General features: G+C 72.4%; 10 protein-coding genes. 4 read left to right on the forward strand and 6 right to left on the reverse strand.

Translation table 11 applies throughout. The features are described 5' to 3' along the window. The first annotated feature begins 75 nt into the window (after positions 1-75). The 3 genes from ACZ6ZT_RS00110 to xdhC are packed head-to-tail and all read left to right on the forward strand — an operon-like array spanning position 76 to position 4,905. A complete protein-coding gene (locus ACZ6ZT_RS00110) occupies positions 76-1,545 on the forward strand; it encodes a xanthine dehydrogenase small subunit (RefSeq protein ID WP_469713991.1) in 1,470 nt (489 codons plus the stop codon). After that, positions 1,542-4,094, forward strand: coding sequence for a xanthine dehydrogenase molybdopterin binding subunit (xdhB, locus tag ACZ6ZT_RS00115; RefSeq protein WP_469713993.1), 2,553 nt, complete (start codon positions 1,542-1,544; stop codon positions 4,092-4,094). Before ACZ6ZT_RS00110 ends, xdhB begins: the two co-directional genes overlap by 4 nt. Before the next feature lies 1 nt (position 4,095). After that, entirely contained in the window at positions 4,096-4,905 is an 810-nt protein-coding gene (gene xdhC, locus ACZ6ZT_RS00120; RefSeq protein WP_469713995.1) for a xanthine dehydrogenase accessory protein XdhC, read from the forward strand. A gap of 176 nt (positions 4,906-5,081) precedes the next feature. On the opposite strand, the gene ACZ6ZT_RS00125 is transcribed toward xdhC, so the two are convergent. Next, positions 5,082-5,585, reverse strand: coding sequence for a nucleoside deaminase (locus tag ACZ6ZT_RS00125; RefSeq protein ID WP_469713996.1), 504 nt, complete (start codon positions 5,583-5,585; stop codon positions 5,082-5,084). Positions 5,586-5,906: 321 nt separating this feature from the next. Continuing rightward, a complete protein-coding gene (locus ACZ6ZT_RS00130; protein WP_469713997.1) occupies positions 5,907-7,973 on the reverse strand; it encodes a phosphocholine-specific phospholipase C in 2,067 nt (688 codons plus the stop codon). Positions 7,974-8,221: 248 nt separating this feature from the next. Here ACZ6ZT_RS00130 and ACZ6ZT_RS00135 point away from each other — a divergent pair, with 248 nt between their 5' ends. After that, positions 8,222-10,069, forward strand: coding sequence for an ABC transporter ATP-binding protein (locus ACZ6ZT_RS00135; RefSeq protein ID WP_469713998.1), 1,848 nt, complete (start codon positions 8,222-8,224; stop codon positions 10,067-10,069). A gap of 66 nt (positions 10,070-10,135) precedes the next feature. Here ACZ6ZT_RS00135 and ACZ6ZT_RS00140 read toward each other — a convergent pair whose 3' ends face one another. From ACZ6ZT_RS00140 to ACZ6ZT_RS00155, 4 genes are all read right to left on the reverse strand, one after another. Further along, positions 10,136-10,807: a DUF305 domain-containing protein gene (locus ACZ6ZT_RS00140; protein ID WP_469713999.1), complete on the reverse strand. Its 672-nt coding sequence runs from the start codon at positions 10,805-10,807 to the stop codon at positions 10,136-10,138. A 64-nt stretch (positions 10,808-10,871) separates the two neighbouring features. Further along, positions 10,872-11,273 (reverse strand): DUF6153 family protein, encoded by a 402-nt coding sequence (locus tag ACZ6ZT_RS00145; RefSeq protein ID WP_469714001.1) that lies wholly within the window; start codon positions 11,271-11,273, stop codon positions 10,872-10,874. A 61-nt stretch (positions 11,274-11,334) separates the two neighbouring features. Next, complete coding sequence (locus ACZ6ZT_RS00150) at positions 11,335-11,994, reverse strand: methyltransferase domain-containing protein (RefSeq protein WP_469714003.1); 660 nt, start codon at positions 11,992-11,994, stop codon at positions 11,335-11,337. A gap of 166 nt (positions 11,995-12,160) precedes the next feature. Next, complete coding sequence (locus ACZ6ZT_RS00155) at positions 12,161-13,177, reverse strand: NUDIX hydrolase (protein WP_469714005.1); 1,017 nt, start codon at positions 13,175-13,177, stop codon at positions 12,161-12,163. Between the last annotated feature and the right edge of the window lie 382 nt (positions 13,178-13,559).

A 13,559-nucleotide genomic window follows, 5' to 3' on the forward strand; every position in this document is an offset into this window, starting at 1 on the left:
CGCCACCGAAGTAGAAAGCTCCGAAATGGCTACTAAGACAGTCCGTTCGATCGCGTGCCGAAATGAGGACGTGCCATGGTAGCGGCGCGAATCACGGTCAATGGGAAAGAAACCCCACTTTCCCCGGCGGCCCCCCACACCACGGTGCTGGATTTCCTGCGGGACCGCGGGCTCACCGGCACCAAGGAGGGCTGTGCCGAGGGTGAGTGCGGCGCCTGCTCGGTCCTGGTGGCCCGCCCCGGCGTGAACAAGCCCACCGACTGGGTGGCGGTCAACGCCTGCCTGGTGCCGGCCGCGGCGCTCGACGGTCAGGAGATCATCACCTCCGAGGGTCTGGCGACCGTCGGCGAGTCCGGCGCGCCGGCCACCCTGCACCCCGTGCAGGAGGAAATGGCGGTCCGGGGCGGCTCCCAGTGCGGGTACTGCACGCCGGGCTTCATCTGCAGCATGGCCGCCGAGTACTACCGGCCCGACCGCTGCGCCCACACGGACGAGGCCGGGGACGACAGCGCCGACGCCGAGCACGGTCCGAACGGCTTCGACCTGCACTCGCTGAGCGGGAACCTGTGCCGCTGCACCGGTTACCGCCCGATCCGCGACGCCGCGTACGCCGTCGGTGAGCCCACCGACGAGGACCCGCTGGCGCAGCGCCGCGAGCAGGCCCCGCCGGCCCCGGTCGCCACCGAGTACAGCCAGGACGGCGCGACCTTCCTGCGCAAGGACACCCTGGCCGAAACGCTGCGGCTGCTGCGCGAGCACCCCGACACGGTGGTCGTCGCCGGCTCCACCGACTACGGCGTCGAGGTGAACATCCGCTCCCGCCGGGCCGAGCGCGTGGTCGCCATCGACCGGCTGCCCGAACTCCGGGAACTGCGCGTCGAAACCGACCACATCGAGATCGGGGCGGCGGTGACGCTCACCGAGATCGAGCGCCGCCTCGACGGTGACGTCCCGCTGCTGGCCGACCTGTTCCCGCAGTTCGCCTCCCGGCTCATCCGCAACAGCGGCACCCTCGGCGGCAACCTGGGCACCGGTTCCCCCATCGGTGACAGCCCGCCGGTGCTGCTCGCGCTGGAGGCGTCGCTGGTGCTCGCCGACGCCGACGGGGAGCGCGTCGTCCCGCTGGCGGAGTACTTCACCGGCTACCGCCAGAGCGTGCGCCGTCCCGACGAGCTCATCCGCGCGGTGCGCGTTCCGCTGCCGCTGTCGCCGGTCACGGCCTTCCACAAGATCGCCAAGCGTCGTTTCGACGACATCTCCAGCGTGGCGATCGCCTTCGCGCTCGACATCGAGGACGGCATCGTCCGCAAGGCGCGCATCGGTCTGGGCGGCGTCGCCGCCACCCCGATCCGCGCGCTCGCCACCGAGGCGGCCCTGGAGGGCCGGCCGTGGTCGGCGGAGACCGTCGAGGCCGCTGCCCGGGTGCTGCGGGGCGAGGGCACGCCGATGAGCGACCACCGCGCCAGCGCCATCTACCGTTCCGCGATGCTCGGCCAGAGCCTGCTGAAGCTGCACGCGCAAACCACCGAGGCGGTGTCGTCATGAGCCATTTGTCCGAGCGTCCCGAGAAGCCCGCAGTCGGCGTCTCCATGCCGCACGAGAGTGCGGTCCTGCACGTCACCGGTACCGCGCTCTACACCGACGACCTGGTGTACCGCACCAAGGACACGCTGCACGCCTACCCCGTCCAGGTCATGAAGACCCGGGGCAGGATCACCGCGCTGCGCACCGAGCCCGCGCTCGCCGTGCCCGGTGTGGTCCGCGTGCTCACCGTCGCCGACGTGCCCGGCGTCAACGACGCCGGCATGAAGCACGACGAGCCGCTCTTCCCCGACGAGGTCATGTTCCACGGCCACGCCGTCGCCTGGGTGCTCGGCGAGACCCTGGAGGCGGCCCGGCTCGGAGCGGCGGCCGTCGAGGTGGAGCTCGAAGAGCTGCCCTCCCTGATCACGCTGAAGGAAGCCATCGCGGCCGAGAGCTTCCACGGCGCCCGGCCCGTGATGGAGACCGGCGACATCGACGCCGGCTTCGCCGACTCGGCGCACGTGTTCACCGGCGAGTTCCAGTTCTCCGACCAGGAGCACTTCTACCTGGAGACGCACGCCGCGCTGGCCTACATCGACGAGGCCGAGCAGGTGTTCATCCAGAGCAGCACCCAGCACCCCTCGGAGACCCAGGAGATCGTCGCGCACGTCCTCGGTCTGCACAGTCACGAGGTGACCGTGCAGTGCCTGCGGATGGGAGGCGGCTTCGGCGGCAAGGAGATGCAGCCGCACGGTTTCGCGGCCATCGCCGCGCTCGGCGCCAAGCTGACCGGCCGGCCGGTCCGGGTGCGGCTCAACCGCACCCAGGACCTGACCATGTCCGGCAAGCGGCACGGGTTCCACGCCGAGTGGAAGATCGGCTTCGACGCCGAGGGCCGCATCCAGGCACTGGACGCCACGCTGACCGCCGACGGCGGCTGGAGCCTGGACCTGTCCGAGCCGGTGTGCGCCCGTGCGCTGTGCCACATCGACAACACGTACTGGATCCCCAACGCGCGGGTCGCCGGTCGCATCGCCAAGACCAACAAGGTCTCCAACACCGCCTTCCGCGGCTTCGGCGGACCGCAGGGCATGCTGGTGATCGAGGACATCCTGGGCCGGGTCGCGCCGCTGCTCGGCCTGGACCCGATGGAGCTGCGCAAGCGCAACTTCTACCAGCCCGGCCTCGGCCAGGCGACGCCGTACGGCCAGCCGGTCCCGCAGGCGGAGCGGATCGCCGCCGTCTGGGAGCAGGTCGAGAACAACGGCGCCATCGCCGACCGCAAGCGCGAGATCGCCGCCTTCAACGCCGCGCACCCGCACACCAAGCGGGCGCTGGCGATCACCGGCATCAAGTTCGGCATCTCGTTCAACCTCACGGCCTTCAACCAGGCCGGCGCGCTGGTGCTGATCTACAAGGACGGCTCCGTCCTGATCAACCACGGCGGCACCGAGATGGGCCAGGGCCTGCACACCAAGATGCTGCAGGTGGCCGCGACCACGCTGGGCATCCCGCTGCACAAGGTGCGCCTCGCCCCCACGCGGACCGACAAGGTACCCAACACCTCCGCCACAGCCGCCAGTTCCGGCGCGGACCTCAACGGCGGCGCGGTGAAGAACGCCTGCGAGCAGCTGCGCACGCGGCTGCTCCAGGTGGCCGCCAGCCAGCTGGGCGCGAACGCCTCGGACGTGCGCATCGTCGAGGGCGTCGCACGCGCCCTGGGCAACGACAAGGAACTGGCCTGGGACGACCTGGTGCACACCGCGTACTTCCAGCGGGTGCAGCTGTCGGCGTCCGGTTACTACCGGACCGAGGGTCTGCACTGGGACGCGAAGACCTTCCGGGGCTCGCCGTTCAAGTACTTCTCGTACGGCGCCGCCGCGGCCGAGGTCGAGGTGGACGGTTTCACCGGCAAGTACCGCATCCGCCGGGTGGACATCGTGCACGACGTCGGCGACAGCCTCTCCCCGATGATCGACATCGGTCAGGTCGAGGGCGGTTTCGTGCAGGGCGCGGGCTGGCTGACGCTGGAGGACATGCGCTGGGACGCCAGCGACGGCCCGAACCGCGGCCGGCTGCTGACCCAGGCGGCGAGCACGTACAAGCTGCCGAGCTTCTCGGAGATGCCCGAGGAGTTCAACGTCACGCTGATGGAGAACGCCCACGAAGAGGGCGCGGTGTTCGGGTCCAAGGCCGTGGGCGAACCGCCCCTGATGCTGGCCTTCTGCGTGCGCGAAGCGCTGCGCCAGGCCGCCGCCTCGTTCGGTCCGGGCGGGGTCAGCGTCGAGCTGGCCGCGCCCGCGACGCCGGAGGCGGTGTACTGGGCCGTCGAGGCGGCTCGCCAGGGCGGTGCCTCCGGGGACGGTGACGTCCCCGAGGGGGCTGCCGTCACCGGGCAGGCCGCCAATGGTCAGGCCGTCAACGGGCACGGCGCGAAGGGTCAGGCCGTCAACGGATCCGGCGCGAACGGCCACGCCGGCAACGGTCAGGCCGGCAACGGCCATGCCGCGAACGGTCACGCCGGCGACGGCAAGGTCCGCAGCGACGCGTCCGCGTTGAGCGGTGCCTGACATGACGTGGGTCGCCGCGGTCGCGCGGTTGCGGGCTCGCCGGGAGTGCGGCGTGCTGGTGACCGTCGCGACCGTGCGCGGCCATGCCCCGCGCGACGCCGGCGCGAAACTGGTGGTGGGGCAGAGTGGGACGTGGGGCTCGATCGGCGGTGGCAACGTGGAGGCCGTCGCGATCGACCGGTCCCGGGAGATGATCGCCGCGGGCAAGGCCGAACCGGAGCTGATCGACTTCGCCCTGAACGACAAGGTGACCAACCAGCACGGCGTGCAGTGCTGCGGCGGCACGGTCTCGGTCCTGCTCGAACCCCTGCCGGTCGTGAGGGCGGTGGCGGTGTTCGGCGTGGGACACGTCGGTCTGGAACTGGCGCGGATCCTGGCGCGCCAGGACCTTGATCTCCACCTGATCGACACCCGTGCCGACATGCTCGCCAAGGAGCGGCTCGACGTACTGGCGGACTCGGTGGCGCAGGTGCACGTGCACCACACGCCGCTGCTGCCCGAGGAGGTGCTGGAGGAGCTGCCGCGCGGTACCCACGTCCTGATCATGACCCATGACCATGCCGAGGACGCCGCCCTGTGTGACGCCGCCCTGCGCACCCCTCAGCTCGGCTCCATCGGGCTGATCGGGTCGGCGGCCAAGTGGGTGAGGTTCCGCAAGCGCCTCGCCACCGAGGGCGGCCACGACGAGGCCACCATCGACCGGATCAAGACCCCGATCGGTCTGGCCGACATCACGGGCAAGGAGCCCGCGACGATCGCCGTGAGCGTCGCAGCGGATCTGCTGCGCGCTTTCGAGACCGAGGGTGACTGATCCGTCGCCCGGAATCGGAAAAGGGTGCCCCCGCCTCGGCGGGGGCACCCTTTTCGCTGACAGGTGACCGCTGACCTGTGACCGCTGACCTATGACCGGTGACCGGTGGCCTGTACAGGGCATGGATGATCCGCCGTCGGCAGGGCCGGGCGGCGGAGATCCCTTCGAACCGATTTTCAGTAATCGATACGGTCGGTCTTGGCGAGCCACGCTTCGAACGGCGCGTTGCGGTTCGGCATCTCGATGCGCTCGATCTCCACCGGCCACAGCTCCGCGGGCCGCTTTTCGAAGAGGTCGTAGAACTTGCGGTCGTCGAAACCGGCCACCGCGGCGTCGTCCCGGTCGGCGGCGAAGATGATCCGGTCGACGCGGGCCCACAGCGCGGAGGAGAGGCACATCGGGCACGGCTCGCACGAGGTGACCAGGACGCAGCCTTCGAGCGAGAAGCTGCCCAGGGCCTGGCAGGCGGCCCGGATGGCGGTTACCTCGCCGTGCGCCGTCGGGTCCAGGTGCGACGTGACGTTGTTGTTTCCGATAGCGATGATCTCGCCACCCTTGACGATCAGCGCGCCGAAGGGACCCCCGCCGTTGTGGACGCTGGTCGTGGCGAGGCCGATGGCCTCGTCCAGCCAGGTGCGCTCAAGCTCCTGGATGCTGATCTCTTGAGTGTGCGCGGTCATGGTCGCTCCTTTGTCGCGGACTGTGGGGGACTCGGTCGTGCGGGTGTGGGCGGGAGAAGTCCGGACGATCATCGAATAGCCCCCCTGCCCCTTCCGGGCCTTGTTCATGTGCCGTTAATGCGGAATAGCGCAAGTACATCCGCCGGGGCCCGTGGGGGAAAGTCACCAAAACCCTAAAGGAATTGGCTGGTCAGCTGGCCTCCCTTGTAGACTCGTACAGACGTGGTTCTCCCTCCTGCGCCGGATCGGGGCGGGAGGCACAGCGCGAAGGGCCGGTCCGGATTGCTCCGGACCGGCCCTTCGTCGTTCGGCGGGGCGGGTTTACGAGGACTGATCCGTCAGGATGGCCGGGTCCGAGAGGCCGGCGGCGCCCGTCTCGACCTTGCCGGCGAAGCGGCGTCCGAAGTCGGGGGTCTCGGAGGCGGTGACCGTCACGTCGTACCAGCGCCGGGTGTTCTTCAGCGACACCGTGTACGTCACCGTCGCGCCCTTGGCGACCGTCAGACGCTTCGAGCCGCCGCCGTAGGCGTTGGTCACCGTGAGTGTGGCGGTCGTCGCGCCCGCGTTGGTGAGGGTGAGGTCAAGGTTGCCGGTCGCGGCGTTGTGGCGGGCCGTGACCTCGGGGCCGGGGGTGGTGCCGGGGTTGCGGAAGCCGCGCAGGAAGCCGTTGGGGCCGTGCACGGTCAGATCGGTGACGCCGGCCGAGTAGCGGGTGTTCCAGGTGTCCGCGATCGTCTTGCCGGCCTCGGTGGTGTACGTCCAGGGGGCGTCGGTGCGGTTGGCGGAGGTGACGTAGAACTGCGCGCCCAGGTCGGGGCCGCCGCTGAACGTCAGCCGGAACTTGCCCTCCGCGGTCAGGGCCGCGCCGTCCACGTACGGGGCGTACTTCAGTGCCCGCGTGGGGCGCAGGCCCTTCTCCTGGCGCGGCATCGCGCCCTCGGCCGGCGGGGTGGGGCGGAAATCGGGGTGGCGGTCGCGGTCCTGCGGGTACCAGGCGCCCGTGTCGGGCAGCCGGACCGCGGCGGTGTCCTTGCGGGCGAAGTCGAAGGCGGAGGTGAGGTCGCCGCAGACGGCCCGGCGCCACGGCGAGATGTTGGGCTCCCGCACACCGAAGCGCTGCTCCATGAAGCGGATCACGGAGGTGTGGTCGAAGGTCTCCGAGCAGGAGTACCCGCCGGTGCTCCACGGGGAGACCACGAGCATCGGCACGCGCGGCCCGAGGCCGTACGGTCCGGCGACGTAACCGGCCTTGCCCGGGAAGACGTCCAGGGCGGTGGGCGCGGTCGACAGGCCCTGGCTGGCGTCGGCCGGCGCGTACGGCGGGACGACGTGGTCGAAGAAGCCGTCGTTCTCGTCGTAGGTGATGAACAGCGCGGTACGGGCCCACACGTCCGGGTTCGAGGTGAGGGCGTCCAGCACCTGTGCGATGTACCAGGCGCCGTAGTTCGACGGCCAGTTGGCGTGCTCGCTGAACGCCTCCGGAGCGGCGATCCAGGAGACCTGGGGGAGGGTGCCGGCGGCCACGTCGGCGCGGAGCCGGGCGAAGTAGTCCTCGCCGTTCTTGGCGTCGGTGCCGGTGCGGGCCTTCTCGTACAGGGCGTCGCCGGGCTTGGCGTTGCGGTAGGTGTTGAAGTAGAGGAGCGAGTTGTCGCCGTAGTTCCCGCGGTAGGCGTCGTTGATCCAGCCCCACGAGCCGCCGGCGTCCAGGCCGTCGCCGATGTCCTGGTACACCTTCCAGGACACGCCGGCCGCCTCCAGACGCTCCGGGTAGGTGGTCCATCCGTAACCGGCCTCGGCGTTGTTGAGGACCGGGCCGCCGCCCTTGCCGTCGTTGCCGGTGTGGCCGGACCAGAGGTAGTAGCGGTTCGGGTCGGTCGAGCCGATGAAGGAGCAGTGGTACGCGTCGCAGATGGTGAACGCGTCGGCGAGGGCGTAGTGGAAGGGGATGTCCTCGCGGGTCAGGTGCGCCATGGTGGTGGCGGTCTTGGCCGGGACCCAGTTGTCGTACTTGCCCTTGTTGAAGGCGCTCTGTCCGCCCGCCCAGTCGTGGTTGAGGCCTTGCAGGAACTCCATGCCGAGGTCGTCCGACGGCGGCCGGAAGGGCAGGGTCTCCTTCGTGCCGTCGGACTGGTGCCAGACGGACTTGCCGCTGGGCAGCGTCACCGGACGGGGGTCACCGAAGCCGCGGATGCCGTTCAGAGCGCCGAAATAGTGGTCGAAGGAACGGTTCTCCTGCATCAGGACCACGATGTGCTCGACGTCGGCGATCGTGCCGGTCGTGCCCTGCGCGGGGATGGCGGCGGCGCGCGCGATGCTCTCGTTGAGCGCCGTCAGGGCGGCGGCGCCGCCCGCGAGCTGCAGGAAGCGGCGACGGTTGAGTTCTGCCATGGGGGAACGACCTCTGCGGTTGCGGGTGGTTGAGCGCCCCCAGCACAGCGCGCCCGGGGTACCGGAGAGGGAGCCTGGCGTGACGGCGGCGGATACGCCAGGCGAACGGCAGTCGCATTCCGGTGGAGTTCGGCCACATCGGCGGCGGTGACGGGTGCTCCGGCGGGGCGAAAACGCTTGGACCCGGTGCGCGCCCGTGCGGGACACTCCGCTTTCTGACCTGAAAGTCCGACAAGGCAAGGGTTGGGATGGGAAAGACCGAATCGCACGATAGTCCACCCGGCAGGGGCCCCGTGCTCCTCGCACTCCACTACTACGGACGGGAGCTGGCACGGCTGCGCCTGCTGACCGTGCCCGCCATGCTGCTCCCGGCGCTCGGCAACATCGGCATCAACTACCTCGCACCCCTGGTCGTCGCCAAGCTCGTCGGCCGCATCGCCGGTGGCGGCGGGGGCGGAGGTGGGGTCGGCCTGCGCTCGACCCTGCCCTACGTCCTCGCCTTCGCCGGCGTCCTGCTGCTCGCGGAAGCGCTCTGGCGCGTCGGGCTGCACTGCCTCAACCGCCTCGACGCCCGCGGCGTCGAGAACCTGTACGTCATCGGCCTGGACGAGCTGTTCGCCAAGGACGCCGCGTTCTTCCACGACAACTTCGCCGGCTCGCTCACCAAGAGGGTCCTCAGCTTCGCCACCCGCTTCGAGGAGTTCGTCGACACCCTGGCCTTCTCCGTCATCGGCCGCTTCGTGCCGCTGCTGTTCGGCTCGGTCGTGCTGTGGCGCTACGAACCGCTCCTCGTCGTCGCGCTGCTCACGCTCATCACCCTCACGGGGCTCTGCGTGGCGCCCCTGGTGCGGCGCCGCCAGGCGCTCGTCGCCCGGCGCGAGGAGGCCGTCGCCCGGGTGTCGGGGCACGTCGCCGACAGCCTGGCGAACATGGAGACGGTCCGCGCCTTCGCCGCCGAGGAGCGCGAGGCCGCCGAACACCGCTCGCGCGTCGCCGAGTCGCGCCGGCTCATGCTGCGCTCCTGGGACTACGGCAACCTGCGCATCGACACGCTGGTCGCGCCGCTGTCCGTACTGACCAACGCGCTGGGCCTGCTGCTCGCCGTGTCGCTCGGCGGGGGAGAGCACGGGGTGGAGGCCGTCGTCGTCGCCTTCAGTTACTTCTCCAACGCCACCCGGATCATGTTCGAGTTCAACCAGATCTACCGCCGTCTGGAGAGCTCGATGACGGAGGCCGCGCAGTTCACGGCGCTCCTGCTGACCCCGCCGACCGTCCTCGACCCGCCCTCACCCGAGCCGCCGCCGTCCACCTGCGCCGACGTCCGCTTCGAGGGGGTGACCTTCGCCCACCGGGGCGCGGAGCCGATCTTCCGGGGGCTCGACCTGGCCGTGCCCGACGGCCACCGGATCGGGCTCGTCGGCCGCTCCGGCGGCGGCAAGACCACGCTCACCCGGCTGCTGCTGCGGATGACGGACATCGACGGCGGCCGGATCCTGATCGGCGGGCAGGACATCAGCCGGCTGCGCCAGACCGACCTGCGCGGCCTGATCGCGTACGTCCCCCAGGACCCGGCGATGTTCCACCGCACGCTGCGCGAGAACATCGCCTTCGCCCGGCCCGGCGCCACCGACGCCGAGATCCGCCGCGCGGCCGAGGCGGCGCACGTCACCGAGTTCGCGGACGGGCTCCCGGACGGCTTCGAGACCATGGTCGGCGAGCGCGGCATCAAGCTGTCGGGCGGCCAGCGCCAGCGGGTCGCCCTGGCCCGGGCGATCCTGCGCGACGCGCCGGTCCTGCTGCTGGACGAGGCGACCAGCGCCCTGGACTCCGAGAGCGAGGTCCTCGTCCAGGAGGCCCTGTGGCGGCTCATGGAGGGGCGGACGGCACTGGTGGTGGCGCACCGGCTGAGCACCGTCGCCGGGATGGACCGGCTGGTCGTCCTCGACCACGGCCGGATCGTCGAGCAGGGCACCCATCACGAACTCCTCGCCTCGGACGGCGCCTACGCGAAGCTCTGGCAGCACCAGTCGGGCGGCTTCCTCGACGACACCGCGGCGGCGAGCGGCCACACGGGGGAGGAGGCGGCCCGGAGGTGACGGGGGCCGGGGCCCCGCCACCGTCCCCGCCTGTGGGGGCGATGACGGGGCCGGGGCCCGCCGGGGTCAGATCCTGGCGAGGAGGTCGTTCATCCGGGTGATCTCGGCGCTCTGGGAACCGATGATGGCGGCCGCCATGTCCTTGGCGGGCTGGTGGGCGCCGTCGCGCTGTTCGGTCCGGGCCATGGCCAGGGCTCCTTCGTGGTGCTTCACCATCAGGGTGAGGAACGCCCGGTCGAACGCGGGGCCGGAGGCCTTCGTCAGCTGGTCCATCTCCTCGCCGGTCATCATCCCGGACATGCTGTGCCCGCCGTGTCCGGCGGCGGGGTCGGCGCCGGCGCCGGCGTCGGCCGCGGGGACCGGTTCGCCCCAGGAGCCGAGCCAGCCGGTGAGGGTCTCGATCTCCGGGGCCTGGGCCTTCCGGACCTCTTCGGCGAGGGCCTTGACCTCGGCTGATCCGGCGCGAGTGGTGGCCAGGGCGGACATCTCCACGGCCTGGCGGTGGTGCGGGACCATCCCCTGGGCGAAGGCCGTGTCGGCGGCGTTGTGGCCGCCGTCCTGCCGGGGGGAAGTGGTGGTGGAGGGGTGGCCGCTGTGGGCGGGGCTGGCGGCGGAGGCAGAGCCGTGGCCGTCGCCGGAGCCGGAGCTGGAGCTGCCGCAGGCGGCGAGGACGAGGGCCGCGGTCGCCGTCGCGGCGACGGTGCGGGCGTGGCGGATCAGGGAACGTCGGGTGGTCATGGTCGTGCTTCTCCTGTGCTGGGAAGGTGAGGACGGGCTCGTCGGCGCGCACGCCAGTGCCGTCTCATATGCGCAGGAGCTGGAGTTCGCTGAGGGAGGGCGGGGCGCGCCCGCGGACCGCCGGGCCCGGCACGGTGCCGTGCCCGGCCGCCGCCCCGGTGGCCGGGCCGCCGGGTGCGGGGGCCGGGGCGGTGAGGACGGGGGCGCCGGTGGTGCCGGGCGCCGCGCAGGTGGGGTCGGCGTGGTGACCGTGACCACCCTCGTCGGGGGCGCCGCCGTCGGCGAGGGTGCCGTGGCCGTGAGCGCTGCCGCCGGCGCAGGGGTGGGCGGAGTGCCCGTGGGCCGGCAGTGCCGGGGCGGGGCCCAGGCCGTGCATGGCCATGATCCCGGTGAGCAGGACGAAGAGCAGGAGCAGGCGTGCGGGCAGCCCGGCGGGCACCGCCGCTCCTCCCACCCGTGTCCTCATGCCCGCATCGTAGCGTCCGGAGGTACTCCCAAGGGGTAGGGGGTATGCGGGCCGGCGGCTGCTACGGGGTCGCGCGTACGAGGACCAGGGAGCCGTCGTAGGCGGGCAGTCGGCGCAGGTGCTCGTGGCGGTCGTCCCAGGCGCCGGAGTCCAGGTCGTGGCGCAGGGAGGCGGTGAACCGCCGCCGGACCCCGTCGTCCACGAGGTTCCACCCCGGGCAGGCCTGCCGGACCGCCAGATCGAGCAGCAGCTCGGGGCGGCCGTAGTACGCCTCGTTGAGGGCGTCGGCGCAGTCAAGCGGAATGGGTACGGACTCCACCGTTCCGGTGCCGCCGAGGGCGGCGGCCAGGTCCTCGATCGGCGGGTGGCGCCGGGCCTCGGCGTCCAGGACCTCGGGGGCGTACGCGTGGAGCCAGAAGTCGCGGACGAGCTGCGGGTCGCAGGTCAGGATGACGACCGGGCCGTTCGTGACGCGGCGCAGCTCGCGCAGCCCCGCCTTGGCGTCGCTCCACCGGTGCATGCCGAAGAGGGTCATCCCGGCGTCGAACTCGCCGTCGGCGAAGGGGAGTTCCGTGGCGGACGCGTCGGCCGCCCGGGTGGCCCCGTCGTACGGGCCGCAGCCCGGGCCCACCGTCAGGACGTGGCGGGCGCCGCCGAGGGCTTGGGTGAGGAGCCGGGCGATCCGCGGATCCGGGCCGCCGTCCGCTCTGCGCTCGGTCATGGCTGCCTCGCAGGGTGAAGGAGTTGCCGGGTGGTGCGGTGCGGCGCGGGCCGCCCGGCCGCGTTGCCTCCATCGTGCATCTGCGATCCGAAATCCGGCAATGACATGGCATGTGCTTGACCGATTCGGCGAAGCGGCTTGCATGTGATTGGCCGAAATGGGGCGCTCAGGACGGGTCTGAGGGGTCCGTCCAGCCCACGGGGCGGCCCTCGTGCAGCTCCAGCGGACCGGTGTGCGTGGCCAGCGCCTTGAGGCAGGCCTTGATCTGGCGGCGGAGCTTCGGTTTGACCAGGCCGCGCAGGTCGCCGCGCTGTGCGGTGCGCCAGTCCAGCAGTTCGCCGGGGCGCAGCCGGATCCGGGCGAGGGTGTCGGGGCCGAGCACCCCGCCGTCGTAGAGGAAGCGGATCCGCGCCGGGAAGCCGGGCCGGTGGGACCAGTTGACGGCGAGGAGCCGGCCGGGGGCCAGGTCCAGGCCGATCTCCTCGCGGACCTCGCGCGCGGCCGCGGCCCGGGGGGTTTCGCCGAGGTCGCTGTCGACGCCGCCGCCGGGCAGCAGCCAGCGGCCGGGCTCGCCGTAACCGGGCCGGACCAGCAGCACCCCGCCGGCCCCGTCGGTGAACAGCACGTTCGCGGAGGTGAGCGCCTTGGGCCGGGCGGCGCGGTGCCCGGCCTCGTCGTAACCGCCCGCGTGTTCCAGGGCGACCCGGGCCGCCGGGTCGAGGCCGGCGGGGGAGCCGGGCTGGGGCACGCCGTCGACCAGGTGCGCGAAGGAGCCGGAGCGCAGCGCGGCCATGGCGGCGCGCAGCCGCGGGGCGACGCGGCCGGGGAGCCGCCGGACGGCCTCGTCGGGGGCGAGCCAGTGGGCGCCGGTGGGCAGGGCGGCGGCCCGGTCGGCGGCGAGGGGGCCGACGAGGTGGACGTGGACCACGAGCGAGCGGCCGGGCAGCGCGCCGGGCGGGCAGGAGTCCACGGCGAGCAGCCGGCCGACGGGCACGGCCAGGCCCAGCCCCTCCCGCAGCTCGCGGCCGAGCCCGGCCTCCGGGGTCTCGGTGTCCGCGACGGCGCCGCCGGGCAGTTCGAGGCCGTCTCCGGAAGACGTGGTGCGTACGAGGACCCGCCCGAGGGCGTCCAGGACGACCCCGGCCGCGGCGACGAGCGGAGCGGGACCGTCGGCAGGGGACACCCGTACGTCCTCGGGCCCCCGGCGCGGGCGGTGGGACTCCGTCGGCCCGGCCGGGGCCGGGGGCGCGGCCGCCGGGGGCGTTCCAGGCGGTGACGGGCGGTCGGACACGGGGCGGCTCCTGGTGCAGACGGCGGCGACGGACGCGCCGGGGTACCAGCCATCCCTACCACGCCCCCCACCCCGACCAGCCGCCACCCGGCCCCCCGGCCCCCGGCCGGGCGCGCAGCCGGGCCCGGGGCCGTGGCGGGCGCGGACGGGCAGGACCCGGCTGCCGGTCCGGACGCGGGGGCCTGAGAGCTGGTCGTTCCGGGCGGTCGGGGCGGCCGGGGCCAGGCCTCCGGCGGTCCTGGTATCCCCATGGGCGAGCCCCCCGTACTCGGCG

The sequence above is a fragment of the Streptomyces sp. NPDC102258 genome (assembly GCF_055584685.1).